The 24,570-nt window shown below is 65.8% G+C and carries 26 protein-coding genes; 12 read left to right on the top strand and 14 right to left on the bottom strand.

Going from position 1 to position 24,570, the window contains the following annotated elements:
- Positions 1–269 precede the first annotated feature (269 nt).
- The 4 genes from crtY (at position 270) to J4O76_RS17260 (ending at position 4,823) form a co-directional block, all read left to right on the top strand.
- Positions 270–1,436 (top strand): lycopene beta-cyclase CrtY, encoded by a 1,167-nt coding sequence (crtY, locus tag J4O76_RS17275; RefSeq protein WP_426283084.1) that lies wholly within the window; start codon positions 270–272, stop codon positions 1,434–1,436.
- Positions 1,433–2,911 carry a phytoene desaturase gene (locus tag J4O76_RS17270; RefSeq protein WP_426283083.1) on the top strand — a complete coding sequence of 493 codons (1,479 nt, stop codon included), beginning with the start codon at positions 1,433–1,435 and terminating at the stop codon, positions 2,909–2,911. The genes crtY and J4O76_RS17270 overlap by 4 nt, the downstream gene beginning before the upstream one ends.
- A gap of 195 nt (positions 2,912–3,106) precedes the next feature.
- Positions 3,107–3,688: a TIGR00730 family Rossman fold protein gene (locus J4O76_RS17265; RefSeq protein WP_426283082.1), complete on the top strand. Its 582-nt coding sequence runs from the start codon at positions 3,107–3,109 to the stop codon at positions 3,686–3,688.
- A gap of 184 nt (positions 3,689–3,872) precedes the next feature.
- Positions 3,873–4,823, top strand: a complete 951-nt coding sequence (locus tag J4O76_RS17260) for a phytoene/squalene synthase family protein (RefSeq protein WP_426283081.1) — start codon at positions 3,873–3,875, stop codon at positions 4,821–4,823.
- Between the two features lie 107 nt (positions 4,824–4,930).
- Here the strand turns inward: J4O76_RS17260 and J4O76_RS17255 are convergent, their stop codons facing one another.
- Positions 4,931–5,200, bottom strand: coding sequence for a hypothetical protein (locus J4O76_RS17255; protein WP_426283080.1), 270 nt, complete (start codon positions 5,198–5,200; stop codon positions 4,931–4,933).
- Between the two features lie 82 nt (positions 5,201–5,282).
- Here J4O76_RS17255 and J4O76_RS17250 point away from each other — a divergent pair, with 82 nt between their 5' ends.
- Positions 5,283–7,112, top strand: a complete 1,830-nt coding sequence (locus J4O76_RS17250) for an ABCB family ABC transporter ATP-binding protein/permease (protein WP_426283079.1) — start codon at positions 5,283–5,285, stop codon at positions 7,110–7,112.
- A 502-nt stretch (positions 7,113–7,614) separates the two neighbouring features.
- On the opposite strand, the gene J4O76_RS17245 is transcribed toward J4O76_RS17250, so the two are convergent.
- The 3 genes from J4O76_RS17245 to J4O76_RS17235 form a co-directional block, all read right to left on the bottom strand.
- Entirely contained in the window at positions 7,615–7,839 is a 225-nt protein-coding gene (locus J4O76_RS17245) for a hypothetical protein (protein ID WP_426283078.1), read from the bottom strand.
- Between the two features lie 21 nt (positions 7,840–7,860).
- Entirely contained in the window at positions 7,861–8,688 is an 828-nt protein-coding gene (locus J4O76_RS17240) for a type I restriction endonuclease (RefSeq protein WP_426283077.1), read from the bottom strand.
- A gap of 94 nt (positions 8,689–8,782) precedes the next feature.
- Positions 8,783–9,754: a hypothetical protein gene (locus tag J4O76_RS17235; RefSeq protein ID WP_426283076.1), complete on the bottom strand. Its 972-nt coding sequence runs from the start codon at positions 9,752–9,754 to the stop codon at positions 8,783–8,785.
- A 140-nt stretch (positions 9,755–9,894) separates the two neighbouring features.
- On the opposite strand from J4O76_RS17235, the gene recQ reads away from it, so the two are divergent.
- The 4 genes from recQ to J4O76_RS17215 all read left to right on the top strand — a co-directional run bounded on the left by recQ (position 9,895) and on the right by J4O76_RS17215 (position 14,425).
- Entirely contained in the window at positions 9,895–11,664 is a 1,770-nt protein-coding gene (gene recQ, locus J4O76_RS17230) for a DNA helicase RecQ (protein ID WP_426283075.1), read from the top strand.
- Positions 11,661–12,089, top strand: a complete 429-nt coding sequence (locus tag J4O76_RS17225; RefSeq protein WP_426283074.1) for a TIGR01244 family sulfur transferase — start codon at positions 11,661–11,663, stop codon at positions 12,087–12,089. Before recQ ends, J4O76_RS17225 begins: the two co-directional genes overlap by 4 nt.
- Positions 12,086–12,484: a hypothetical protein gene (locus tag J4O76_RS17220; RefSeq protein WP_426283073.1), complete on the top strand. Its 399-nt coding sequence runs from the start codon at positions 12,086–12,088 to the stop codon at positions 12,482–12,484. Before J4O76_RS17225 ends, J4O76_RS17220 begins: the two co-directional genes overlap by 4 nt.
- 84 nt (positions 12,485–12,568) lie before the next feature.
- A complete protein-coding gene (locus tag J4O76_RS17215; RefSeq protein WP_426283072.1) occupies positions 12,569–14,425 on the top strand; it encodes an AsmA family protein in 1,857 nt (618 codons plus the stop codon).
- A 93-nt stretch (positions 14,426–14,518) separates the two neighbouring features.
- Here J4O76_RS17215 and J4O76_RS17210 read toward each other — a convergent pair whose 3' ends face one another.
- From J4O76_RS17210 to J4O76_RS17165, 10 genes are all read right to left on the bottom strand, one after another.
- Entirely contained in the window at positions 14,519–15,178 is a 660-nt protein-coding gene (locus tag J4O76_RS17210) for a cell wall hydrolase (protein WP_426283071.1), read from the bottom strand.
- 153 nt (positions 15,179–15,331) lie between these two features.
- The gene (locus tag J4O76_RS17205; RefSeq protein ID WP_426283070.1) at positions 15,332–15,658 is read right to left on the bottom strand and encodes a DUF1491 family protein; all 327 of its coding nucleotides are present in this window, start codon (positions 15,656–15,658) and stop codon (positions 15,332–15,334) included.
- A complete protein-coding gene (locus tag J4O76_RS17200) occupies positions 15,655–16,140 on the bottom strand; it encodes a PaaI family thioesterase (protein ID WP_426283069.1) in 486 nt (161 codons plus the stop codon). The genes J4O76_RS17205 and J4O76_RS17200 overlap by 4 nt, the downstream gene beginning before the upstream one ends.
- Positions 16,130–16,597: a PTS sugar transporter subunit IIA gene (locus J4O76_RS17195; protein ID WP_056064361.1), complete on the bottom strand. Its 468-nt coding sequence runs from the start codon at positions 16,595–16,597 to the stop codon at positions 16,130–16,132. Before J4O76_RS17195 ends, J4O76_RS17200 begins: the two co-directional genes overlap by 11 nt.
- Positions 16,598–16,698: 101 nt before the next feature.
- Complete coding sequence (gene hpf / locus J4O76_RS17190) at positions 16,699–17,298, bottom strand: ribosome hibernation-promoting factor, HPF/YfiA family (protein WP_056064359.1); 600 nt, start codon at positions 17,296–17,298, stop codon at positions 16,699–16,701.
- Positions 17,299–17,359: 61 nt separating this feature from the next.
- Positions 17,360–18,052 carry a DNA polymerase III subunit epsilon gene (gene dnaQ / locus J4O76_RS17185; RefSeq protein ID WP_426283068.1) on the bottom strand — a complete coding sequence of 231 codons (693 nt, stop codon included), beginning with the start codon at positions 18,050–18,052 and terminating at the stop codon, positions 17,360–17,362.
- A gap of 15 nt (positions 18,053–18,067) precedes the next feature.
- The gene (coaE, locus tag J4O76_RS17180) at positions 18,068–18,643 is read right to left on the bottom strand and encodes a dephospho-CoA kinase (protein WP_426283067.1); all 576 of its coding nucleotides are present in this window, start codon (positions 18,641–18,643) and stop codon (positions 18,068–18,070) included.
- Positions 18,640–19,452 (bottom strand): shikimate dehydrogenase family protein, encoded by an 813-nt coding sequence (locus tag J4O76_RS17175; protein WP_426283066.1) that lies wholly within the window; start codon positions 19,450–19,452, stop codon positions 18,640–18,642. The genes coaE and J4O76_RS17175 overlap by 4 nt, the downstream gene beginning before the upstream one ends.
- 249 nt (positions 19,453–19,701) lie before the next feature.
- Complete coding sequence (locus tag J4O76_RS17170) at positions 19,702–20,292, bottom strand: Maf family protein (protein ID WP_426283065.1); 591 nt, start codon at positions 20,290–20,292, stop codon at positions 19,702–19,704.
- Complete coding sequence (locus J4O76_RS17165) at positions 20,289–21,122, bottom strand: pyruvate, water dikinase regulatory protein (protein WP_426283496.1); 834 nt, start codon at positions 21,120–21,122, stop codon at positions 20,289–20,291. Before J4O76_RS17165 ends, J4O76_RS17170 begins: the two co-directional genes overlap by 4 nt.
- A 349-nt stretch (positions 21,123–21,471) precedes the next feature.
- Between J4O76_RS17165 and hemE the strand changes: the two genes are divergently transcribed.
- From hemE to rho, 3 genes are all read left to right on the top strand, one after another.
- Complete coding sequence (gene hemE / locus J4O76_RS17160; RefSeq protein WP_426283064.1) at positions 21,472–22,500, top strand: uroporphyrinogen decarboxylase; 1,029 nt, start codon at positions 21,472–21,474, stop codon at positions 22,498–22,500.
- Entirely contained in the window at positions 22,497–22,958 is a 462-nt protein-coding gene (locus J4O76_RS17155) for a CopD family protein (protein WP_426283063.1), read from the top strand. The genes hemE and J4O76_RS17155 overlap by 4 nt, the downstream gene beginning before the upstream one ends.
- A 282-nt stretch (positions 22,959–23,240) precedes the next feature.
- Complete coding sequence (rho, locus tag J4O76_RS17150; RefSeq protein ID WP_031395107.1) at positions 23,241–24,497, top strand: transcription termination factor Rho; 1,257 nt, start codon at positions 23,241–23,243, stop codon at positions 24,495–24,497.
- The last annotated feature ends 73 nt before the right edge of the window (positions 24,498–24,570 follow it).

Genomic DNA, 24,570 nt, shown 5'->3' with positions numbered 1-24,570 from the left:
CCTCCTTCCCTCAGCGCTGAAGCCGTTTTCCTCAACTCCTCGATCCTCCCCCGCCAGGGGGAGGTGTTGCCGGAGGTGACGGAGGGGGCGGATGCGGAACGGAGGCTTCCCTTTCCTCCCCCTCCGTCTGGCTAGGGCCAGCCACCTCCCCCTGGCGGGGGAGGATTGGACGTGAGCCCTGCCCCACCCCCGGCAACGCAGGTTGTCTTCGCGGGCGATTGGTTCGGAAAGGTTGTTTTCGTGTCCCCCGCTTTGCGCTAGTCGGAGGCATGGCATCGACGATCTCCTGCGACGTTGCGATCGTTGGCGCGGGTTTGGCCGGCGGGATGATCGCGCTAGCGCTGAAAGCAAAGCATCCGGCGTTGGACGTGCGGCTGATCGACGCTGCGCCAGTCGTCGGCGGCAATCATCTCTGGTCGTTCTTCGGCAGCGACGTGGCGCAAGGCGATCGGTGGATCGTCGCACCGCTCGTGGTGCATGCGTGGCGCGGATACGACGTGCGCTTCCCGGCGCACGAACGGACGATCGATGCGACCTATTATTCGATCGAGAGCACGCGGCTCGACCGCGAAGTCCGCCGCGTGCTGCCGACGCATGCGCTGATGCTCGGGCGGAAAGTGTCGGGAGCTAGTGCGACCGCGGTGGTGCTGGCGGATGGTGACCGGATCGAGGCGACCGGCGTGATCGACGCGCGGGGGGCGGGCGATTTGTCGCTGCTCGATCTCGCGTGGCAGAAGTTTCTCGGGCGCGAACTGGCGTTGAGCGTGCCGCACGAAAGCCCGCGGCCGATGGTGATGGACGCGACCATTCCGCAGATCGACGGGTATCGGTTCGTCTATTGCCTGCCGTTCGCCGCGGATCGGATGTTCGTCGAGGACACCTATTATAGCGACACGCCCGATCTCGATATTCCGGTGCTAGGTGCGCGGATTGACGAGTATGTCGCCGGGCGCGGCTGGGACGTAGAGCGCGTCGTTCGCGAAGAGTCCGGCGTGTTGCCGGTCGCGATGGGCGGCGATTTCGAGGCGTATTGGCGGTCGGGCGGTGCTCGGGTGGCGAAGGCCGGGATGCGCGCGGGGATGTTTCACCCGACGACGGGGTACTCGCTGCCTGACGCGGTGCGGACCGCTGCTATGCTTGCAGGGCTCAGCGATTTTTCGGGCGCGAAACTCCACGATGCGACGCACGCGATGGCGCGGGCGACGTGGAAGTCGCGCGGGTTCTATCGGATGCTCGACACGATGTTGTTCCGCGCCGCCGAGCCGGAGGAACGCTACCGCATCCTCGAGCGCTTCTACCGCCTCTCCCCATCGCTCATCGGCCGTTTCTATGCCGGCCGCTCGACGCTTTCCGACAAGGCGCGCGTTCTGACCGGCAAGCCCCCCGTCCCCATCGTGCGCGCCGTCCGCGCCATCGCAGGCAGTATGTCATCATGAAGACCGCAATAGTCATCGGCGCAGGTTTCGGCGGGCTGGCGCTCGCGATCCGGCTGCAATCGGCGGGCGTGCAGACGACGATCGTCGAGAGCCGCGACAAGCCGGGTGGCCGCGGGTATTTCTGGGAGCGCGACGGGTTCACGTTCGATGCGGGGCCGACGGTCATCACCGATCCGGACTGCCTGCGCGAGCTGTGGGCGCTGACCGGACGCGACATGAGCGAGGACGTGACGCTCGATCCGGTGCTGCCGTTCTACCGCCTGAACTGGCCAGACGGGACGAATTTCGACTATACCAACGACGACGTGCAGATGCGCGCCGAGATCGAGAAACTGCACCCCGGCGACTGGGCGGGGTACGAGAAGTTCCTGCAATATTCGGCGGGGGTCTTCCACGAGGGCTATGAGAAGCTCGGCCATGTCGCGTTCCTCGACTTCGGGTCGATGATCAAGGCGGCGCCGGCGCTGGCGAAATACCAGGCGTGGCGGTCGGTCTACTCGATCGTGTCGAGCTTCGTGAAGTCGGAGAAGCTGCGCGAGGCGTTGAGCTTCCACACGCTTCTGGTCGGCGGCAATCCGATGACGACGAGCGCGATCTATGCGCTGATCCACAAGCTGGAGCGTGACGGCGGGGTATGGTTCGCGCGCGGCGGGACCAACCGGCTGGTGGCGGCGCTGGTGACTCAGTTCGAGCGGCTGGGCGGCGTGCTGCGGCTCGACGATCCGGTGACGTCGATCGAGACTCTCGGGGACCGTGCGACTGGCGTGACCTGCGCAAGCGGTTGGTCGGGTCAGGCGGATGCAATCGCGGCGAACAGCGACATCATGCACACCTATCGCGACCTGCTGGCGACGTCGCGCAGCGCTAAGCGCAAGACCGGGTCGCTTGAGCGGAAGAAATATTCGCCGTCGCTGTTCGTGGTGCATTTCGGGATAAAGGGCACCTGGCCCGGCATCCCGCACCACATGATCCTGTTCGGGCCGCGCTATAAGGGGCTGCTCGAGGACATCTACGATCACGGCGTGCTGTCGGAAGATTTCTCGCTGTACCTGCATCATCCGACCGTGACCGATCCTTCGCTGGCGCCGGAGGGGCATTCGACCTTCTATGCGTTGGCGCCGGTGCCGCATCTCGGGAAATTCCCGGTGGATTGGGACGAGATCGGGCCGATCCTGGAGAAGCGCATCCTCGACGAGATCGGGCGGCGGTTGATCCCGGATATCCACGAGCGGATCGTGACGAAGTTCTCGTATGCGCCGAAGGATTTCGCGGAGGATCTGAATGCGCATCTGGGTAGCGCGTTCTCGCTGGAGCCGGTGTTGACGCAGAGCGCGTATTTCCGAGTGCACAACCGCGACGAGCATATTCCGAATTTGTACTTCGTGGGGGCTGGCACGCATCCGGGTGCGGGCATTCCGGGGGTTGTCGGGAGCGCGAAGGCTACGGCTCGGTTGATGTTGGAAGGCGAGAAGTAAGGGCTTTGTTCACGCGAAGGCGCGAAGGCGCTGAGATTTTTGTGAAGAGCATCGCGCCATGCTGCACGGTCCGTTTTCGCGGTTTGTGGTGTGTAGATCGCTTTGCGACGGGAAAGACATCTTCGCGCCTTTGCGCCTTCGCGTGAACCCATTCTTCTCTTGCGACACCCCGCGCGCTTCCCCTAGCGGTGCGGGATGAAGAGACTTGCTGTGTATTGCGGGTCGGCGACGCCGGCTGATCCCACCTATATCGAAGGCGCTCGGGCGCTCGGACGCGCCTTTGCCGAGCGGGGGATTGGCCTCGTCTATGGCGGCGGTCGGACCGGGCTGATGGGCGCGATTGCGGATGGGGCGCTTGAAGGCGGCGGCGAGGTTATCGGGGTCATTCCTCAGGCCTTGGTCGATGCGGAGGTTGCGCATCGGGGGCTGACCGAGTTGCACGTCGTCAGCGGCATGCATCAGCGCAAGCAGATGTTTACCGATCTTTCCGATGGGTTCGTGACGATCCCAGGCGGGACGGGGACGATGGACGAGCTATGGGAAGCGTTGAGCTGGGCGCAGCTTGGCTATCATGCGGATCCGGTCGGGCTGCTGAATACCGCTGGGTATTATGATCACCTGATCGCGTTCTGGGAGAAGATGGGCGAGGTCGGCTTTCTGCGTCCGCAACACCGGGATCTGTTGATCGTGGCGGATACGCTGGACGTGCTGCTCGACCGGATGGGGCGCCACGTGCCGACGCAGCCGATCGTGCGGATGAACGCGGCCGATTTGTGAGTTTGACGGCCCCCTCCAGCACCAGCCGCCATCCCAACGTTCGCCGCCACCCCGGCGGAGGCCGGGGCCCAGTTGGGAAGGTTGCAGTAACGACGCGCAGCGCCAGCCAATTGATGTCCCCCAACTGGGCCCCGGCCTTCGCCGGGGTGGTGCATGTAACGGTGGTGGCGTGCGAGGTGATGACGTGACCCACCCCCTCCCCTCGCGCGAGGCGATCGTCGCGACCGCGCATGAGTCGATCTCGCGTGGGTCGAAGAGCTTTGCCGCTGCCAGCCTGTTGTTCGACAGGCCGACGCGCGAGCGGGCTTGGCTATTGTACGCGTGGTGCCGTCGGTGTGATGATATCGCCGATGGGCAGGATCATGGGCACGGGATGACCGTGGTCGAGGACGCCCCGGCCCGGCTCGTCTCGCTGTCGGCCATGACCGAGCAGGCGCTGGCGGGTGAAGTCGTCGGCGAGCCGGCGTTCGATGCGCTGCGGATCTTCGCCGCCGAGACCCGGCTGCCGAAGCGGTTCGCGCGCGACCTGATCGAGGGATTCGCGCTGGATGCGCGCGAGTGGCGGCCGCGGTCGGAGAACGATCTCTACAAATATTGCTACCATGTCGCCGGTGTCGTCGGGTGCATGATGGCGGTGGCTATGGGCGTCGATCCCGAGGACGAGGACACGCTCGACCGCGCCTGCGACCTGGGGATGGCGTTCCAGCTCGCCAATATCGCACGCGATGTCGAGGAGGATGACCGCGTAGGGCGATGCTACCTGCCCGAGGAGTGGCTGGTCGAAATGGACTTTCCGCCGGGGCAGCACATGAAGCCGCCGTTTCGCTCACGGCTGGCGGTGTTGACGAAGCGGATGGCGGATCGGGCGGCGGCGTTCGAGGCTAGCGCGCGGGAGGGGACGCCGGCGCTGTCGTTCCGCTCGGCTTGGGCGGTGTTGTCGGCGGCGGGGATATACGGCGCGATCGGGCGGACCGTGGCGGCTCGGGGGGAGCATGCGTGGGATCACCGGGTGACGACGTCGGGGATGCAGAAGCTGGGGTTTATCCTGACCGCAGCGCGAGAGGCGGCGCGGCGGGATACGCTGTATCCGCGGACTAAGCGGGATACTCGGTTGTGGACGCGACCTAGGACTTAAGTATCGTCATCCTCGCGAAGGCGGGGATCCATAATCTATGCCGTGTCGGTGGATCGAGCCGTTTGCCAGTATGGGTTCCCGCCTTCGCGGGAATGACAATACGGGGGTCAGCCCTGTGATTTGGCCTTGCCGGCCTTCGCCATCAACTGGCCTTGCGCACGGCAGTTTGCGCCGATCATGGGATACGGAACGTCGGTGTTCTGTGCCAGCTGGTCGGGGAGCGCCGCACGGCACTGCGCCATCGTCTCGTAGCGCACCGGGATCACCCGCGCCTCGGTGCAGTTCACATTGCCGTCACCGCAGCCCATGATGGCCATGACGTAGAACAGCGGTTCCATTTCATTCTCCAGTGGATCGCGGCGGCCGACATCGGACACGATAACAAAAGCGACGAAGTGGCAGGATTGTTCCCCCAACTGCTTTCGCCGGGGCTTGACTGCGCCTACATCGCATCGATCCATGCCACCTGACACCTACACCTCCACCCGCGCGGACCAGCCCTTGCTGCCGACGCTCCGCCGCTTCCTGCCGTTCCTGTGGCCGGCGGGGCAACCCAAGCTGAAGGTGCGGATCGTCGTCGCGATGCTGCTCGTGATCGCGTCGAAGCTGATCCAGGTGTTCGGCGCCGCGTTCACGCTGAAATACGCGGTCGACCGGATGGCGGGGAACGATCGCACCGCGCTGACGCTCGTCGTGCTGCTGGTGGTCGGGTACGCGGCGTCGCGGTTCGGGACGACGCTGTTCGACAATCTGCGCAACGCGGTGTTCGAGCGCGTCGGGCAGGACGCGTCGCGGCGGCTGGCGGCGCAGGTGTTTCGCCATCTGCATGCGCTGAGCCTCGATTTTCACCTGTCGCGGCGGACGGGCGCGGTCACCAAGGTGGTTGAGCGCGGGACCAAGAGCATCGACACGATGCTGTATTTCCTGCTCTTCAACATCGCGCCGACCGTGTTCGAGCTGGTGCTGGTGCTCGGGCTGTTCTGGACCAAGTTCGGCTGGCCTTTAGTCGTCGCGACCGTCGTGATGGTGGTTGGCTATATCCTCTTCACGCGGATGGTGACGGACTGGCGCAATGCCTTGCGCGCGCGGATGAACGACCTCGATACCGGGGCGGTCGCGCATGCTGTGGATTCGCTGCTGAACTTCGAGACGGTGAAGTATTTTGGCGCGGAGGAGCGCGAGGCACGGCGCTACGACAGCGCGATCACGGCGTATTCCGAGGCGGCGGTGAAGAGCGAGAATTCGCTCGCGTGGCTGAACCTCGGCCAGGCGCTGATCACCAACGTGATGCTGGCGGGCGGCATGGGCTTCGTCGTGTGGCTGTGGAGCCGCGGCGAGGCGTCGGCGGGCGACGTGGTGTTCGTGTCGACGCTGCTGGCGCAGCTGTTCCGGCCGCTCGATCTGCTGGGGATGGTGTATCGGACGATCCGGCAAGGTGCGCTCGACATGGCGGCGATGTTCGACCTGATCGATACGCCCGCGACCGTGGTTGATGCGCCGGGTGCGCCGGCGCTGGCGGTGAGCGCGGGGCATGTGCGGTTCGAGGGGGTGTCGTTCGGGTACGATGCCGGACGGCCGATCCTGCGCGACCTGGAGCTGGACGTGCCGGCGGGATCTACGCTGGCCGTCGTTGGGCCATCGGGGGCGGGCAAGTCTACGCTCGCGCGGTTGCTGTACCGGTTTTATGACCTGACGGGCGGGCGGATTACCGTCGATGGGCAGGATATTTCAGAGGTGCGGCAGGCGTCGTTGCGTGCCGCGATCGGCATCGTGCCGCAGGATACGGTGCTGTTTAACGACACGATCGGGTATAATATCGCCTATGGTCGCGAGGGGGCCGAGATGCCGGAGGTCGAGGTTGCCGCGAAGGGCGCGGCGATCGCCGGGTTCATCGAGCGCCAGCCGCTCGGGTATGAGACGCGGGTGGGCGAACGCGGGTTGAAGCTGTCGGGGGGCGAGAAACAGCGCGTGGCGATCGCGCGGACGCTGCTGAAGAACCCGCCGATATTGATTCTGGACGAGGCGACTTCGGCGCTGGATAGCCGGACCGAGGCTGAGATCCTCGATACGCTTGAGGCGATCGAGCGCGGGCGCACGACGATCGTGATTGCACACCGGCTTTCCACGGTGGTGCATGCGGACCAGATCGTCGTGCTGGAGGCGGGGCGGATCGTCGAGAAGGGGACGCATGCGGACTTGCTGCGGCAGGGGGGCGTGTATGCGGAGATGTGGAACCGGCAGGCGCAGGAGCGCGCTGGGGATGATGATGGGGCGTTGGCGGCGGAATAGGGATGCGGGCCGCCGTGCGTAGCGTTGGCCATGAGCGCGCCCATGCCCCCGCCGCGTCGGAGTTGCTCGGTGCTCATCCCGTAAGCCAGTACAGCGGCGGCATTCGAACGCCAGCTTCCCCCTCCATGTTCTCCCGCGAAGGCGGGAGCCCAGTCTGGGTCCCCGCCTTCGCGGGGAAACAAGTTTGGCGACGGCCCTTTGGGACTCTTGCGCTTCTCAATCAGACCGCCACCCCGGCGAAGGCCGGGCCCAATTGGAAAGGTGGTAATAACGACGCGCTACCATCCGTTAGCAACGTTCCCCAATTGGGCCCCGGCCTTCGCCGGGGTGGTTGGTGTCTGGGGGATGGATGGAGCGCTAACGGCGAGTAGCGCGGAGTGCGGTAACGCTTCCGTTCCCGTGCGAACGCGGGGGGCCAGAAAGGGCGGACGTGGCGCTGCTTGATCCTGGGCCCCCGCTTTCGCGGGAACGGAAGTGAGGCGTTGCTTCATTCCATGCCGTACTACGCCGGGATCGAGGGATCCAACTCGCGCAACCTAGCCTCGATCGCTTCCGAATATTGATAGATATGAGTCAGGTCGGACAGCAGATGCCGCGTTTCGTCCTTGCCGGCGAACATGCCGAGATACTTGGTCGTGATGCCGTTGAAGTGCATCCGCGCGATCGTCTTGCGATTGTTGTCGTCGAGCAGGATCGCGCAATACGACTTCGCGTCGCGGACGATCACGCGTTTCGGGTCGACCAGGCGTTAGGCGATCGCCTGGATGATGTGGAAGCCGGAAATCTCCTCCTGCGTGGTGACGATGCCGTCGCCATCCGAGGGGTCGTCGGACGCGCCCGGCGGCAGGTCCTCGACCGGGCTCGACGCCTTCAGTGCCGACGACAGGCGTTCGTTGACGAAATCGCGGATCAGCGCGGCGATCGCGGGCGCTAGCAGCTTGGCGAACCCGTCCTTGATCGCCGGTGTCAGGCGCCCGCCGTGGACGCGCTGCGCCATCATTCGGACGAACTCGTCGGACGGCTCGGCGAACTCCTTCTCGAGTTCGAGGCGGATCAGCGACTGCGTCTTGAGGTTGCCGGCCTCCTGGACGATCTTGTCGATGTCGAACGCGGCCTTGGTGAATTTCTCGAGCGTGCGGATGTCGCCGGGCTTGATCGCGTCCATCGTGAAGGTGAAGAACGGCTTGTCGTCCATCTTGTTGGGACGCTCGATGTCCGAATAGAATTGGTAGACGACGCCGTTGGTCAGCACCGCGAGGCGCGCGTCGGTGACGCTGAAATAGCGGAACAATTGCCCGGCGTGGTTGACGTTGAGCTGGACCGACGAGGGCTTGCACTCGATCAGGATCGACACTTTCCCGCCCGCGCAGATCGCGTAGTCGACCTTCTCGCCCTTCTTGGTGCCGACGTCCGCGGTGAATTCGGGGACGACCTCGGACGGATTGAAGACGTCGTAGCCGAGCGACTGGAGGAACGGCATGACGAGCGCGGTCTTCGCGGCCTCTTCGGTCAGCAGCACCTCGCGGTGTTCGATCGTGCGCTTTTGCAGCTCGGCCAGCCTGATGTTCAGTTCCATGCGCGTCCCCCCGGATTGAACGTGGGAGGATGCAGGCACGCAGGGTCGCGGTCCATGATCGGACAGCGACAGACTGGCCGGATATCGACCAAGTCTACCCGCAGGTGAGGCGGATTTGCTTGGCGGGTTTGTCGAAGACGATCGATGAGCAGCGGTCGAGCAGATCGGCGCCGATCGTCAGGCGATCGCGGCTAGCGTCGCGCTTGCCCTTGGCGACGACGACGATCTCGTCGGGGTCGGGTGGCGGCGCGTCGGCATCTGGGATCGCGGCGGCGCTGCCGACGTCGGTGGTGCGGACGCCGAGCGACGATAGCGCGAGCGGGCCGACGAGGAGCGGGGTGGCGAGCGTCATCGTGCGGACGGGTCGGGCGATACCGAAGGCGATCTCGACCGGTGCGGTGAGGCCGGCCAGCGTGCCGCGCTGCGCCTGCGCGATCAGCGTGGCGGCGTTGGCGGTGACGGTCGTGCGTGGATGATAGGGGTCGAAGCGGACCCGAATCGGCTGGCCGCCGATCGTGATCTGCGCGAAGGTCCCGGAGAGCTTACCCAGCAGGCCGCCGCCGTCGATCATCGGCAACGCAACGGTCCGCTCACCGGCACGCGGCGCGTTCAGGAGGATGCGCACGACGGGTTCGGGCAGCGACGCCGGGCCGATGCTGCCGTCGCCGACATCAGCATAGGGCCGCCCGACCCAGCGGGGGTCGGCAGCCTTCCCCTTGGCCTCGTGCTTGCGGCTCGGAAAGCCGATCCGCCGCTTCACCGCGTTGGTCCCGAACGTCATCGGGCGGACCGTCGTCGCCTGCATCGCGCCTTGCCCGCCGACCGAATAGCCGAGTCCCAGCGCACCGCCCTTCAGCGCAAGTCGCTCGGCGACTGCGGTCGTGACGAAGACCAGGCCGGGCGCGGCGGGGTCGACGCGCAGGGTGACGGGCTTGCCGTCGATCGTTGCGGCGATCATCCCGCCGACCGGCACGTCGCGGATGGCCGTGACCGTGTCGCCGGCTAGCGCGACGCTGCTCACGACCACCGATGCCGCCACAGCGGTTCTAAGGATATTGGCGATCATCGTGAGGTCTCCGGCGTCAGGCGCCGCGATCTTGCCGCGTCATATCGTATTCGCAACGCATTCATGATCGGTAATGATTGGATAACCAATGCAGGCTCGCCCCTCGACGGGCGACTGCGCGACGCCTAGATCGCATGGCAATGGCACTCGACCCCCTTCCCGATCTCCAGCGCATCTTCGGCTTTCCTGATTTTCGTGGCGTGCAGCGCGATGTCGTCGACCGGGTGCTCGCGGGGCAGCGGACGCTGGCGGTCATGCCGACGGGGGCGGGGAAGTCGCTCTGCTACCAGTTGCCGGCGACAATGCTGGAGGGGACGTGCGTCGTTGTCTCTCCGCTGATTGCGCTGATGCATGACCAGTTGCGCGCGGCCACTGCCGTTGGGATCAAGGCGGCGACTTTGACGAGCGTCGATACCAATCGCGAGGAGACGATCGCGCGGTTCCGGGCGGGCGATCTCGACCTGCTGTACGTCGCGCCGGAGCGGGCTTCGAACGAGAGTTTCCGGAACCTGCTGAGCCAAGCCAAGCTCAGCCTCTTTGCGATCGACGAGGCGCATTGCGTCAGTGAGTGGGGGCATGATTTCCGGCCGGATTATCGGTTGCTGTGGCCTTTGCTCGACAGTTTTCCGGACGTGCCTCGGCTGGCGCTGACCGCGACCGCCGACGCCCATACCCGCGCCGATATTCTCGAGCAGCTGGGAATCTCGCAGGAGGGCCTGATCGTGTCGGGGTTCGACCGGCCGAACATCCGCTATGCGATTTCGGGGCGCGACAACGTCAACCGGCAGATCGCGGATATCCTGGAGAAGATCCCGGGGCCGGGGATCGTATACGCGCAGACGCGGGCCGCGACCGAGAAGCTGGCGGAGGCGCTCGGGCGGAGCGGGCGGCCGACGCGGGCGTATCATGCGGGGCTCGATCCGCAGGTGCGCGCGAAGAACCAGGCGGATTTCGTTGCGAGCGAGGACATGGTGATCTGCGCTACGGTCGCGTTCGGGATGGGGATCGACAAGCCCGACGTGCGTTTCGTGGCGCATGCCGGGCTGCCGAAGTCGATCGAGGCCTATTATCAGGAGACCGGTCGCGCGGGGCGTGACGGCGACCCGGCGATCGCGCATCTGTTCTGGGGCGCGGAGGATTTCGCGCGCGCGCGGCAGCGGATCGGCGAGGTCGAGCCCGAGCGGCAGGCGGGCGAGCGGCAGCGGCTGACCGCGATGGGTGGGCTGGTCGAGACGGCCGGGTGCCGGCGGCGGATCCTGCTCAAGCATTTCGGCGAGGAGCGGCTTGAGGATTGCGGCAACTGCGACAATTGTCTCGGTAATGTCGATGCGGTGGATGCGACGGAGACGGCGCGGAAGTTCCTGTCGGCGGTGTTTCGGACCGGGCAGATGTACGGGGTCGGGTATATCGAGGGCATACTGACGGGGGTGTCCAGCGAGCGCAGCCTGATGAACGGGCATGAGGCGCTGTCGGTGTACGGGATCGTCGAGGGCGACGAGGTCGCGCTGCTGAAGCCTGTGTCGCGCGCGTTGATGCTGAAGGATGCGCTCAGGACCAATCCTCATGGCGGCCTCGAGTTCGGGCCGGCGGCGAAGGCTATCCTCAAGGGCGAGGCGGCGGTGTCGATCGTCGTGCCGCCGAAGCGCGAGCGGCGGCGCAAGGGGGCGGTTGGCGCTGTGCCGAACCCGGTCGACGATCCGCTGTTCGAAGCCTTGCGCGTGCGGCGGCGCGATCTGGCGAAGGAAGCGGGCGTTCCGCCGTATGTGATCTTCCACGATTCGGTGTTGCGTGACATTGCGCGGCAGCGGCCGGCGTCGCGTGCCGAGTTGAGCCTGTTATCAGGCATTGGCGCGCGCAAGCTCGACGCCTATGGGGATGCCTTCCTCCAGGTCATCCGCGAGTCCGCATGATACGGCAAATAAACGAAAGTATTTCGGTCGCGCCACAGATCGCGGTCGAGCAAGTCGCGGAAATCGCTGCGGCGGGGTTCAAGACGATCGTCAACAACCGACCCGACGACGAGGATGCGGGGCAGCCTTCAGGTGATGCGATCCGCGCCGCGGCGGAAACGGCCGGGCTGAAATACGTCTCGATTCCGGTGACGCATGCGGGGTTCTCGCATCCACAGATCGACGCGATGACGGAGGCGCTGACGGATTCGGACGGGCCCGTGCTGGCCTATTGCCGATCGGGGACGCGGAGCTGCAATTTGTGGGCGTTGGCGGCGGCGAAGGCGGGGCGGAACCCGAACCTGCTGCTCGCGCAGGCCGAGGACGCCGGATATGACCTGCGCGGAATCCGACCGATGCTGGACGCGCTCGCAGGGCCGCGATGACGCCTGCGATCGTCGGCGGCATCGTGGCCGCCGTTGTGCTGCTGCTCGCCGGCCTGGCCTGGGTGGTCGTGCGGATGCGGCGGGTCGTGAAGATCGAGACACCGGAAGAGGCGGCGGACGCGGCGCAGGCGCAGCTTCGCGGGTTTGCGGTGGCTGGCGCCGTGGTTGGAGCGGACGGGCAGGGCGCGTTGGCGATCGCGGATGACGGGCGTGTCGCTGCGGTGAAGCGGATCGGCAAGACCTTGACGGTGCGCGAGGTATCGTGGCGGACGGTGCGCGCGACGCACGAGGGAATATTGGTCGAGACCGGGGACAAGGCGCTGGGCGCGGTGATGCTCGCGCAGGTCGACGTCCTCGATATCCGCCGGTTGGCGCCGAAGAGCGTGCGGGTCTAGCGAGCCCGACGCGCCGCGGTCATTCTGCGGCAGCGGTCCTGACGCTTGCGGAACGTTTCGCGTTTCGACGCGTCGCCGCAGTAGATGAGAAGATGGGTCGCCAAGCGCTGGGTGAAAGTCACCGGCATCGTCGTCGTGGCCGTGATGGCCACGGTCATAATCGGGCTCGCCGTGTTCCCTTGGGGATCGCTGAAAGGCGTGATCGAGCGACAGCTGACCGCGCGCTTCGGGCGGCCGGTAACGATCGGCGGGATCGAGCGCGTCGACGGGTTCGGTTTCTCGCCGACGATCCGCATCACGCAGGTCCGTATTCCGCAGGCGGCGTGGGCTGGGAGCGGCGACTTCGTGCGGTTGCGCGAGGCGGAGGCGACCTTCTCCGCGCTGTCGCTGTTGAAGGGCGGGTTCGGGCCGCGCGACGTGAAGGCGTCCGGGCTGTACCTGGCGCTGGTCCGTGACAAGCAGGGGCGGACCAACTGGGATCGGCCGGGCAAGGCCAAGAGCGGCGGCAGTTCGAACGACCTGCAGGGGCTGGTCATTCGCGACAGCGTGATCTCGTACCGCGATGCCAAGCAGGGGCGGCAGGTCACCGCGCAATTCTCGTCCGATCCGGTTACGGGCATCCGTGCGAACGGCACCGGCACCGTGCGTGGCGCGGCGGTGCGAATTGCTGTCTCGGGGCCGTCGATCGAGCGATCGCAGGGCAAGCCGTGGCCGTTCACCGCGTCGATCGACGGGGACAGGCTGTCGATCTCGGCAAAGGGCGTGATGGACCGGCCGCTCGATACCGATGCGATGACGCTCGACGTGACGGCGCGCGCGACCGACCTGAAGCTGATCGACGCGGTGATCGAGGCGGGGCTGTTCCGGACGCAGCCGGTGTCGTTCAGCGCGCACGTTCGCCACGATTCGCCGAAATGGACCATCACGCAGCTGAAGGGCGTGGTCGGGCGGTCCGATTTCGCGGGGCATGTCACGGTCGACAAGCGCGATGGCCGCAGCAAGGTGAACGGCGATATCGTGTCGCGCCAGTTCGACTTCGCGGACCTGTCGTCGGACGAGGCGCAGGCCAAGGGCGCGGCGCTGGAGCGGGCGATCGGGCCGAGGCTGGTGCCGAATACGCGGATCGACATCGGCAAGATCGACAGCACCGATGCCGAGTTCGGGTTCCGCATCCAGCATATCGTCGCCGCCAAGGGGACGTCGCCGATCGTGTCCGCCAAGGGGACGATCGCGATCGATCACCAGTTGCTGACGCTGGACCGGCTGGTCGCGAGGTTGCCGCAGGGGACCGTCACCGGCAAGGTCACGGTCGACCAGCGAGGCGATCGCAAGACGCCGACCGTCGCGATCGACCTGCGGTTGCGGGGTAGCAGCGTGCAGGCGCTGGCAGGCGGGCGCGGCGACTTCAGCGGCAATGTGAGCGCGCGGGTAAGACTGAAGGGGCCGGGGGAGACTATCCGGGCCGCAGTCGGGAACGCCGATGGCAGCATCGGGTTCGTCGCGCGGGACGGGCAATTGCCGCAGGGGATCGCCGCGGCGCTGGGGTTCGATGCGGCGCGCGCGTTGCTGGCGAAAGATGGCGAGCGCGCGGGGCTGCGCTGTGTGGTGGTGAAACTCGCCGTGACGCAGGGGCGAGGGCGCGTCGATCCGATGATCGTCGATACCACCGCCAGCCAGCTGCACGGGCAGGGGAGCGTGGTGTTTCCCGCCGAAGCGGTCGACATCCGGCTGAGTGGCGCGCCTAAACAGCATGCGCTGCTGCAGTTGCCGGGATCGGCGTACATGACCGGGACGATCCAGCAGCCGCACGTGACGATCCCGCCGGAGGTGAAATCGGTGGGGAATATCTTCAAGGCGATCGGGCGTGCGATCACCGGCAAGCAGGGTCCGACGGCTAGCGATGCGGACTGTTCGGGGTTGGCGGCGCGGGTGCTGCGATAGGCCGAGACGTTAGACTAGGGCGTCGGCGGATATGAAAAACCCCGCCCCGCTGGGTGCGGGACGGGGTCGGACTTCAGCGATATCCGGGGGATATCAACGATAGAAGATGTGGTTGCCGATCGAGGCGACCTTGATCGCGCGGACGCTGGGGCGGCGATCGGGGGTGTTGAAGTAGAGCGCCTTGTCGGCGGGGCTGTTCCACGCATCTGCGAGCGCGACCTTGGCGACTGCGATCGCAGTGCGGTAGGCGGTGCCGGCGTTGATGTTGGGGATCTGGCCACCGCGAACGAAGCTGAACTGGCCACGCTGCTTGACGACGGCGCAGACGTTGGCGGGGAAACGACCCGACTTGGCGCGATTGATGATGACTTCGGCGACGGCGAGCTGACCGGTCAGCGGCTCACCCTTGGATTCGAAGTAGATCGCACCGGCAAGGCACTGGAGCGCTTCGTCGGCGGCGGCGCTATCCTGCGCGGCAACGGCCTGAGCGAGCGTGTCGAATTCTTCGGCTTCTGCGACGGCAGGGCTGACTGAGGTGTTCTCGGCGTTCGTCTCGACAGGTGCGACGGAGGTGGCAACTGGAGCGATCTGCGGAACATTCTGCGGCGAGAGCGCGTTTAGATTGGCGAGAGCAGTGAGATTGGTGGTCGAGCGATCGATACCGGTTGCCTGACCGGGAGCGCTGTTGCCGAGCAGGCCGGCGAGAGAGAAGGTCATGACCGCGATCGTCGCAGCCCGCTGAAGAATCGTCATTCAAACTTATTCAGATGCGGTTGGACCGCGGAAGCAATCGTACGAGCCGATCGTCCAGGCATCCCCCCGACTGCGTAACTGATCCGGATCGCACCCGTCCCAGCACAACGCCAATCAATGTTGCAATTCCCCTCTATTGGGGGGGCTTTCGAGTCAATCGTCGAGGATCGTTTCAGCGGCGAACCGTTCCGCCGCTGCGATGTCCACCTCGATTACCCAAAGATCCGGGTCGCTTGCGCGGCGGCGACGCCAATATCCGTCGAGGTCTCCGGGCGGGGTGGAGTCGATCAGCGCGGTCCGTCCATCGGGTCCGATGCCGCGTTCCAGCAGGCGGGGAGGGGCGCCCTTGTCGACCGCGATGACCAGGATCGCGCCGCCTTGCGGGTCGCCCTTCGCCATTACCGCGCCGAAGCCGCCGGCGTCGTTGACGCGCCGCAGTAGGGCGCTGACGAGTACGTCGCTGGGGAGACGACCGCTCATGCTGCGCTGCGGTATCCGGGAAGGCCAGCGAGCGCGATCCGCGAGCGCATGAAGGTACCGGTGCCGCGGGCCGCTTCTTCGCCGTCCGCATCGATCAGCCGCGCGTCCGCGACGAACACGCGTCGCTTCCCGCTGATCCAGCGTCCTTCGGCGATTACCGGGCCGATTTTCAGCGGGCGCGTGAGGAGCAGGTTGAATGCGGTGGTGAGCAGGAAGCGATCGGTGACCAGGCTGTTGCAGGCGTAGAAGGCTGCGTCGTCGAGCATCTTGAAATAACTCGTGCCGTGCGCGGCGCCGCCGGCGTGGTAGTGGCGCTCGTCGATCGTGAAATGGATGCGCGCGACGCCGGCTTCGGGGATTTCCAACGAGGAGTCGAAGAACCGGTTGATCGGGGCCTGCGCGTAGAGGGACTCCAGCGCGCGGAAATGCGCGTCTGCGCCTGCTGTGTTTGGGGCCGAACTGGGGGCCGACTCAGGCTGCATCGCGGACCTCGTCGGCGGTGAACAGCGCATAGACCGCATCGGGCGAACCGCCGCCGCGCAGCTTCTCGAGGAACGCCTTGTCGCGCAGCCGGCGCGAGACGCGGGCGAGCGCCTTCAGGTGGACCGCGCCGGCGTCGGTGGGGGAGAGCAGCATGAAGACGAGATCGACGGGGAGATCGTCGACCGCCTGGAAGTCGACAGGCTCTGCCAGCCGCGCGAACACGCCGGTTACCTGCGCGAGCCCTTCGAGCTTGGCGTGCGGAATCGCGACGCCGCCGCCGAACCCTGTCGAGCCGAGTTTCTCGCGCGCCGCCAGCCGGTCGGCGATCATCTTGGGGTCTGCATCGAGTATCTCAGACGCAACCGTGGCGAGATGCTGGAACACTGCCTTCTTGTTTTTGGCGATCACGCCCGTCTGCACTGCGTCGGGACGCAGCATGTCACTAAAATCGGTCATTGTGTTCAATGTCTCAAGCGCCCCCGCGCGCGTCCGCCTTAGCGGGTTGCGCGGGGGCGTAAAGGCGCGGCCTTGAGACCCGCGCTTTTATGGACCCTTCTTTACTGGGCCGGAGTGGCCGCTGCTCGCTGTGGCTCGACCCAACCGATCGTGCCATCGCCGCGACGATAGACCATGTTGTGCGCGCCGGTGCCCGCATTCATGAACAGCAGCGCGGCGGTGTTGCGCAGATCGAGCATCATCACCGCGTCGGACACGCTGGCCTCCGGGATATCCACGCGCGTTTCGGCGATGATCAGCGGTGCATCCGCGACATCGTCTTCCTCGATGCTTTCTTGGAACAGCGTGTAGCCGGCATTGTCGTAGCCGTTGCTCTCGGCGATCGCGACCGCTTCGCCGGCGTGGCGATCCTTCAGGCGGCGCATGTAGCGGCGGAGCTGAGTCTCGATCTTGGCGGCGGCGGCATCGAACGCGGCGCGCGCGTCATAGGCGTCGCCGTGCCCCTTGATCACGAGGCCCTTCATCACGTGCGAAACGATGTCGCATTTGAAGCCGGCGTCGTGCGGGCCCTTGCCGAACGTGACCTCCGCCGAGATGGCGCGCGAGAAATACTTGTCGGCGATACCCTGGAGTCGGTCTTCCACGTGGCTGTTGAGTGCTTCGCCAGTGTCAACCTGATGACCAGAAATCCGGATATCCATTGTCGTCTCCTTGTCGGCGTTACAGTCTTCGGGCGGTCCTATTGGCTCCACCCTGCCAGCGTCATCCGGACGCCACGGCCCCCCAGATCGGATCCTTGATCCCCTTCATAAACGCAGCATGGGCCGCCAGGTCTCCCTCGCTGACCGCGAAAACGCGGGCAGGGCGAACGACCCGAGGCGCCTGTGCGACGATCGGAGTCGACGCGGTGCTACCGATATCGCCGAGCAGGCCGAGACCGATCTGACGACCACCCATCAGCTCGACATAGACCTGCGCGAGCAACTGCGCGTCGAGCAGCGCGCCGTGCAGGACGCGGTGGCTGCGATCGATTCCGAAGCGCGAGCAGAGTGCGTCGAGCGAATGCTTGGCGCCGGGGTGACGGCTGCGCGCGATCTGCAGCGTATCGACCATCCGCTTCATGTGGACGATCTGGCGGCCGCACTTGGTGAGCTCGCCGTTGAGGAACGAGAAGTCGAAGCCGGCATTGTGCGCGATCATCGGCGCGTCGCCGACGAATTCGAGCAGGTCCTCGACCGCGTCGGCGAACTTCGGCTTGTCGGAGAGGAACTGCGCGCTCAGCCCGTGGACGTTGAATGCCTCGACCGGCATGTCGCGTTCGGGGTGGTAGTAAGCGTGGAAGGTGCGGCCGGTCTCGACCCGGTTGAGCATCTCGACGCAGCCGATTTCGACCATGCGGTCGCCGCCGGAAAAACTAAGGCCGGTGGTTTCTGTGTCGAAGACGATCTCACGCATCCCGATGGTATCGGCTCAGATTTCCAAGGATGCAAGCACCGCCCGGACTTGCGAGCGTGTTGCGTCGAAGCTCGTGTCGGTGTGGATGACGTGATCCGCGCGGGCGCGTTTTTCCGCGTCGGGGGTCTGGCGGGCAAGGATCGCGGCGAACTTCTCCGCGGTCATGCCGGGGCGGGCGAGAACGCGGGCGCGCTGAACGTCGGGGGCGGCGGAGACGACGACGATCACGTCGACGTTGCGGTCGCCGCCGGTCTCGATCAGCAGGGGGACGTCGAAGACGACTCGCTTTCCCGTGTGCTTGGCGAGGAAGGCGGCGCGTTCTTCACCGACGGCGGGGTGGACGATCGCTTCGAGCCGCTTGATCGCGGCGTCATCGCCGAACACCGCCGCGCCGAGTTTCGCTCGGTCGACTGCGCCGTCGGCGGTGGTGCCGGGGAAGGCGGCTTCGATCGCGGGAACGAGTCGCCCGCCGATGCCTTGCAAACGGTGGACGGTCGCGTCGGCGTCGAACACGGGGACGGCCTCGTCCGCGAACATCGCGGCGACGGCGGATTTGCCCATGCCGATCGAGCCGGTGAGGCCGATGATCATTTCGCCAGCAACGCGCGGAGTTCGTCGTCGCGATCGCGCGGTGGTTCCACGTGGAACAATATCTCGAACGCGACGGCGGCTTGGCCGATCAACATCTCCAGGCCATCGACGGTCTCGAGATCGCGCGCGCGTGCCGCTTTCAGCAGGCCGGTTTCGAGCGGGGAGTAGACGATGTCGTAGACCAACGAGTCCGGTTCGAGAGCGCCGAGATCGATGTCGAGCGGAGGCTGACCGACCATGCCAAGCACGCTGGCGTTGACGAGCAGTCGCGAGGGCGGGGCGGCGGGGCCGATCGGGAGCGCCTGACCCTTGAGGCCGAACGTCGACAGCAGCGCTGCGCCCTTGAGCGGATTGCGGTTGAGTATCGTGACGGGGCCGACACCCATCCGCGACAGTGCGAACAGGATCGCGCGGGCGGCACCGCCGGCGCCGATCACCGTGACGGGCTGGCCGGCGATATCGAGGTCGTCGATTGGTGCCCAGAAACCGGCGGCGTCGGTGTTGGTGCCGATGCAGTCGCCCGCTTGGTTGCGGAACACGGTGTTGATCGCGCCGATCGTCCCGCGCACGTTGCCGGGGTCGGAGACGTGGTCGAGCGCGGCGAGCTTGTGCGGCATCGTGATGTTGCACCCGCGCCAAGCTGGGTCGGCCTTGCGTTCGGCGAAGTAGGCGGGGAGGTCTTCGGCGGTGACGAGCTTGTGGCGGTATTCCGCGTCGATCCCGAGCGCGTCTAGCCAGAAGCCGTGGATCAGCGGCGATTTCGACTGAGCGATCGGATCGCCGATCACTTCTGCATAGGGACGGGTCATTCGAGGCTCCGTGTTTCCCCGCGGAGGCGGGGATCCAGTCTGGGCACCCGCCTTCGCTGGTGAACAAGATTTAGTCTAGCTCGGGCGGATTGCCATGTGCAGCTCCTACTCAATCCTCCCCCGCAAGGGGGAGGTGGCGCCGAAGGTGACGGTGGGGGAGGACACGGCACAAACGTGTCGCATGCCGCCCCCTCCGTCTGGCAAGCGCCAGCCACCTCCCCCTGGCGGGGGAGGATCGGAAGTTTCGGGTTACGCCGGCAGCTCGCCACGCACGCGGAGGAAGTCGAGGACGTTGAGCAGCGGCATGCCGAGTACCGTGAACTGGCTGCCCTCGATCCTGGCGAACAGCTGCGCGCCGGGGCCTTCGATGCGGTAGCAGCCGACGCAGCCCGCGATCGCAGGCCATTCCGCATCGAGGTACGTCTCGATGAACGCATCGGACAGCGAGCGGACGTGCATCTTGGCGCGCTCGACGTGGCGCCAGATCGCCTGGCCGTTCTCGGCGACGACCGCGGCGCTCCAGAGGTCGTGACGCTTGCCGGACATCAGCCGCAGGTGTGCCGCCGCGTCGGCGAGGTCCACGGGCTTGTCGAGAATACTGCCGTCTTCCAGTGCTACCAGCGAGTCGCTCCCGAGGACGAGATAGCCGGGCATTCTCGCGGACACCTTGAGCGCCTTCAGTTCGGCCAGCGCATCCGCAAGATCGCGCGGGGACAGGTCGCGCAGCGCGGCCTTCGCCGCACCCTCATCGACGCCGGCGAAGGTCGCCTCGAACGGTACGCCCGCAGCGGTCAGCATCGCGCGACGCGAGGCGCTTTGCGAGGCGAGGATCAGGCTCATGACTCGACCTTCGGAGCGGCGTCGGCGCGGCGCTGATTGCACAAGGCGATGATTGCCGCCGCGGTTTCCTCGATCGAGCGGCGCGTGACGTCGATCACCGGCCAGCCATTGTCGGCGAACATGCGGCGCGCGAAGGCGAGCTCGCGCATCACCGCTTCCTCCTCGACATAGGACGTGTCGGGCTGCTGGTTGAGCGACAGCAGGCGGTTGCGACGGACCTGAATCAGGCGGTCGGCGCTGGTCGTGAGGCCGACGATCAGCGGGTTGGTAAGCTTGTAGAGGTTCAGCGGTGGTGGGCTTTCCACGACGATCGGGATGTTGGCGGTCTTGTAGCCACGATTGGCGAGGTAGATCGAGGTCGGCGTCTTCGACGAACGCGATACGCCCGCCAGGACGATATCGGCCTCCTCCCATTCTTCCGAGGCGATCCCGTCGTCATGGGCGATCGTCCACTGGATCGCGTCGACGCGCGCGAAATAGGCCGCATCTAGGACGTGCTGGCGGCCAGGTCGCGCCTTTGCCTGCTGCCCGAGCAACCCCGATAGCGCGTCGTTCACGGGGTCGAGCGGGGCCACGGCGGGCAGCCCTAGCGCCAGGCACCTCTGCTCGAGAATTCGCCGGGTCGCGGGGTTCACCAGCGTGAACACCACCAGCCCCGGGTTCTGCGCGATCTCCTGGAGGATGCGCTCGAGATGCGCCTCGGTCCGCACCATCGGCCAGAAATGGCGGACCGTCTCGACGTCGTCATATTGCGCCAGCGCCGCCTTGGCGATGTTCTCCAGCGTTTCTCCAGTCGAGTCCGACAACAGATGAAGGTGGAGCCGGATCATTGGCATTCTGTCCCCATAGGTGGGGTCCCTGGGCGTGGATCTGTGGATAACATGGGGAGAAGGGCTAGCGTAACTCATCCCCCTCGCCAAGCGACCGGTGTGCCGTGGATAACACCCATTCTATCCACATGCCCGCGCACAGGGGCCGATTTTATCCACAGGCTGTGGGTAATGGGGAGCCTTGAATCGAATCAGCGCGTTTGTGGGCGTGCCGAGGGGTCAAGCTGTTGGCATTTCCGGGATCACCGCATAAGTCCCGGGTTCAACCGCCCAACCACTGCAACAACCTATTTCTAGAATCTTCTTATAGTAGAAGAAGGGTGCTCCGCTGACCGATCCGACCCCCAATATGCCTGCCTTCAAGCCGCTCCTGGCGACCCTTCGCGGAGAGCGTCAGGCCGTGCCGCCGCTGTGGCTCATGCGGCAGGCGGGGCGGTACCTTCCCGAGTATCGCGAACTCCGCGCGGAGAAGGGCGGGTTCCTCGCGCTCGCGACCGATCCCGACGCCGCGGCCGAAGTGACGCTGCAGCCGATCCGCCGGTTCGGGTTCGATGGATCGATCCTGTTCTCGGACATCCTGATGATCCCGTGGGCGCTCGGGCAGGATCTGAGCTTCGGGGTCGGCGAGGGGCCACGGCTCGAGCCGGCGCTGGTCGACCATGCGCTCGATCGGTTGCAGCCGGTGATGGGGCGGCTGGAGCCGGTCTACGGCACCGTCGCGAAGGTCGCCGCTGCCTTGCCGCCCGAGACGACGTTTCTGGGCTTTGCGGGGTCTCCCTGGACGGTCGCGACGTATATGGTGGCGGGGAAGGGCTCGAAGGATCAGTCCGAGACGCGGCGCTTCGCGTATCGCGACCCTGAGGCGTTCGGTGCGATCATCGATGCGATCGCCGACAACACCGTCGAGTATCTCGCGCGGCAGGTCGAGGCGGGCGTCGACGTGGTGCAGCTGTTCGACAGCTGGTCGGGTTCGCTATCGCCTGCGCAGTTCGAGCGCTGGGTGATCGCCCCGACCGCGTCGATCGTCGAGCGCTTGCACGCGCGCTGCCCCGGTGTGCCGATTATCGGCTTTCCGAAGGGGGCGGGGGGCAAGCTGCCGGCGTATGCGCGCGAGACGGGCGTCGATGCGATCGGGCTGGACGAGACGGTCGATCCGGTCTGGGCGCATGCGTCGTTGCCGGCGGACATGCCTGTTCAGGGTAATCTCGACCCGCTGGCGTTGATCGCTGGCGGGGCGGATCTCGATGCGGCGATCGACCGGATACTCGCGGCGTTCGTCGAGCGCCCGCACGTCTTCAACCTCGGCCACGGCATCCTGCCCGACACGCCCATCGCGCATGTCGAGCAGCTGATCGCCCGCGTAAGGAGCACGACATGAGCGGATTTCTCGGCGCTGCGTATGACTGGGTGAAGGCGGCGCATCTGATCTTCGTGATCTTCTGGATGGCGGGGCTGTTCATGCTGCCGCGCTATCTCGTCTATCATCAGGAGGCGCTGGCGGCCGGCAACACGACCGAGGCGGCGAACTGGGTCGAGCGCGAGGGCAAGATCCGCCACATCATCCTGACGCCGGCGATGATCGTCGTCTGGGTACTGGGGATCGCGCTGGCGCTGAACCTCGGGCTGGCGGACGGCGCGCCGGGGCTGGGGTGGCTGCACCTGAAGCTGGTGCTGGTGTTCCTGCTGACGGGCTATCACGGCTGGGCGGTCGGCTATGCGAAGAAGCTTGCCGCGGGGAAGCCGACGCTGGCGGGGAAGCAGTTGCGGATGCTGAACGAGGTGCCTGCGCTGGCGGTGACGCTGATCGTCGTGCTGGTGATCGTTAAGCCGTTCTGATCTTCCCCCCTCCCTGGAAGGGAGGGGCCGGGGGTGGGTCGGCCAGTTTGAGCTAGAACGCGTCCTTCATGCGGAAGCAAACCCACCCCCAACCCCTCCCTTCCAGGGAGGGGGGTAAAGGCCCGCTTGACTAACCCGCCCCCCAATTCTAACCCCTTCTCCCGACACGGCCTCCTGGCGTCCTGCCCGGTCGTGTCTTGCCAGACTCGTCTCGCCCAGTTCCGCTTCCCAAGCGCACCGCCGACCGAGCGTTCTCCCGTTGATTGCTATCCGGAAATCCCCATGCATCTCAAAGACCTGAAGAAAAAGAAACCCGCCGAGCTGGTCCAGCTGGCCGAGGAACTGGGGGTCGAGAGTGCCTCGACGCTGCGCAAGCAGGACCTGCTGTTCGCGATCCTGAAGGTCCAGGCGGACAATGGCGACCAGATCATGGGGCTCGGCACGATCGAAGTGCTGCCCGACGGCTTCGGCTTCCTGCGCTCGCCGGAATCGAACTACCTCGCTGGTCCCGACGACATCTACATCTCGCCGAACCAGGTGCGGAAGTTCGGCCTGCGCACCGGTGACACGGTCGAGGGCGAGATCCGCGGGCCGAAGGATGGCGAACGCTATTTCTCGCTGGTGAAGCTCACGGCCGTTAATTTCGATGACCCCGACGTCGTCCGCCACCGCGTCAATTTCGACAACCTCACGCCGCTCTACCCCGAGAGCAAGCTGACGCTCGATCCCGCCGACCCGACCGTCAAGGACAAGTCGGCGCGCGTGATCGACATCGTCTCGCCGCAGGGCAAGGGCCAGCGCACGCTGATCGTCGCCCCGCCACGCGTCGGCAAGACGGTCATGTTGCAGAACATGGCCAAGGCGATCACCGACAACCACCCCGAGGTGTTCCTGATCGTCCTGCTGATCGACGAGCGCCCCGAGGAAGTCACCGACATGCAGCGCAGCGTGAAGGGCGAGGTGGTCAGCTCGACCTTCGACGAACCCGCGCAGCGCCACGTCCAGGTCGCTGAAATGGTGATCGAAAAGGCCAAGCGCCTGGTCGAGCACAAGAAGGACGTAGTGATCCTGCTCGACTCGATCACGCGTCTGGGTCGTGCCTACAACACCGTCGTGCCGTCGTCGGGCAAGGTCCTGACGGGTGGTGTCGACGCGAACGCGCTGCAGCGCCCGAAGCGCTTCTTTGGTGCTGCGCGCAACATCGAGGAGGGCGGTTCGCTCTCGATCATCGCGACCGCGCTGATCGATACGGGCAGCCGCATGGACGAGGTGATTTTCGAGGAGTTCAAGGGCACCGGCAACTCGGAAATCGTGCTGGATCGCAAGGTCGCGGACAAGCGGATCTTCCCGGCGCTTGACGTCGGCAAGTCGGGCACGCGCAAGGAAGAGCTGCTGGTCGACAAGGCCAAGCTCAGCAAGATGTGGGTCCTGCGCCGTATCCTGATGCAGATGGGCACGATCGACGCGATGGAGTTCCTGCTCGACAAGATGAAGGATTCGAAGACCAACGAGAATTTCTTCGACAGCATGAATCAATAACCGAGTGCGGCCTGCTGCAAGCTGCAGCGGGACTCGCACCGGTTCGGCCGGCGGGGCGTAAGCTCCGACCGAC

The sequence above is a fragment of the Sphingomonas sp. NFX23 genome, assembly GCF_049887795.1.
Classification (GTDB): Bacteria; Pseudomonadota; Alphaproteobacteria; order Sphingomonadales; family Sphingomonadaceae; genus Sphingomonas.
The sequence above is the reverse complement of the archived record's forward strand: the minus strand, read 5'-3'. Positions and strand labels throughout refer to the sequence as shown.

Bases quoted from the DNA above. Each gene is read 5' to 3' on its own strand.
- J4O76_RS17165 (WP_426283496.1), bottom strand. From the start codon at position 21,122: ATGATCCGGCTCCACCTTCATCTGTTGTCGGACTCGACTGGAGAAACG.
- J4O76_RS17195 (WP_056064361.1), bottom strand. From the start codon at position 16,597: ATGACCGATTTTAGTGACATGCTGCGTCCCGACGCAGTGCAGACGGGC.
- J4O76_RS17240 (WP_426283077.1), bottom strand. From the start codon at position 8,688: ATGGAACTGAACATCAGGCTGGCCGAGCTGCAAAAGCGCACGATCGAA.
- J4O76_RS17225 (WP_426283074.1), top strand. From the start codon at position 11,661: ATGATACGGCAAATAAACGAAAGTATTTCGGTCGCGCCACAGATCGCG.
- J4O76_RS17250 (WP_426283079.1), top strand. From the start codon at position 5,283: ATGCCACCTGACACCTACACCTCCACCCGCGCGGACCAGCCCTTGCTG.
- J4O76_RS17210 (WP_426283071.1), bottom strand. From the start codon at position 15,178: ATGACGATTCTTCAGCGGGCTGCGACGATCGCGGTCATGACCTTCTCT.
- J4O76_RS17155 (WP_426283063.1), top strand. From the start codon at position 22,497: ATGAGCGGATTTCTCGGCGCTGCGTATGACTGGGTGAAGGCGGCGCAT.
- J4O76_RS17270 (WP_426283083.1), top strand. From the start codon at position 1,433: ATGAAGACCGCAATAGTCATCGGCGCAGGTTTCGGCGGGCTGGCGCTC.
- J4O76_RS17215 (WP_426283072.1), top strand. From the start codon at position 12,569: ATGAGAAGATGGGTCGCCAAGCGCTGGGTGAAAGTCACCGGCATCGTC.
- J4O76_RS17175 (WP_426283066.1), bottom strand. From the start codon at position 19,452: ATGACCCGTCCCTATGCAGAAGTGATCGGCGATCCGATCGCTCAGTCG.
- coaE (WP_426283067.1), bottom strand. From the start codon at position 18,643: ATGATCATCGGCCTCACCGGCTCGATCGGCATGGGCAAATCCGCCGTC.
- rho (WP_031395107.1), top strand. From the start codon at position 23,241: ATGCATCTCAAAGACCTGAAGAAAAAGAAACCCGCCGAGCTGGTCCAG.
- dnaQ (WP_426283068.1), bottom strand. From the start codon at position 18,052: ATGCGTGAGATCGTCTTCGACACAGAAACCACCGGCCTTAGTTTTTCC.
- J4O76_RS17170 (WP_426283065.1), bottom strand. From the start codon at position 20,292: ATGAGCCTGATCCTCGCCTCGCAAAGCGCCTCGCGTCGCGCGATGCTG.
- J4O76_RS17235 (WP_426283076.1), bottom strand. From the start codon at position 9,754: ATGATCGCCAATATCCTTAGAACCGCTGTGGCGGCATCGGTGGTCGTG.
- J4O76_RS17205 (WP_426283070.1), bottom strand. From the start codon at position 15,658: ATGAGCGGTCGTCTCCCCAGCGACGTACTCGTCAGCGCCCTACTGCGG.
- J4O76_RS17200 (WP_426283069.1), bottom strand. From the start codon at position 16,140: ATGCAGCCTGAGTCGGCCCCCAGTTCGGCCCCAAACACAGCAGGCGCA.
- recQ (WP_426283075.1), top strand. From the start codon at position 9,895: ATGGCACTCGACCCCCTTCCCGATCTCCAGCGCATCTTCGGCTTTCCT.
- hemE (WP_426283064.1), top strand. From the start codon at position 21,472: ATGCCTGCCTTCAAGCCGCTCCTGGCGACCCTTCGCGGAGAGCGTCAG.
- J4O76_RS17220 (WP_426283073.1), top strand. From the start codon at position 12,086: ATGACGCCTGCGATCGTCGGCGGCATCGTGGCCGCCGTTGTGCTGCTG.
- crtY (WP_426283084.1), top strand. From the start codon at position 270: ATGGCATCGACGATCTCCTGCGACGTTGCGATCGTTGGCGCGGGTTTG.
- J4O76_RS17265 (WP_426283082.1), top strand. From the start codon at position 3,107: ATGAAGAGACTTGCTGTGTATTGCGGGTCGGCGACGCCGGCTGATCCC.
- hpf (WP_056064359.1), bottom strand. From the start codon at position 17,298: ATGGATATCCGGATTTCTGGTCATCAGGTTGACACTGGCGAAGCACTC.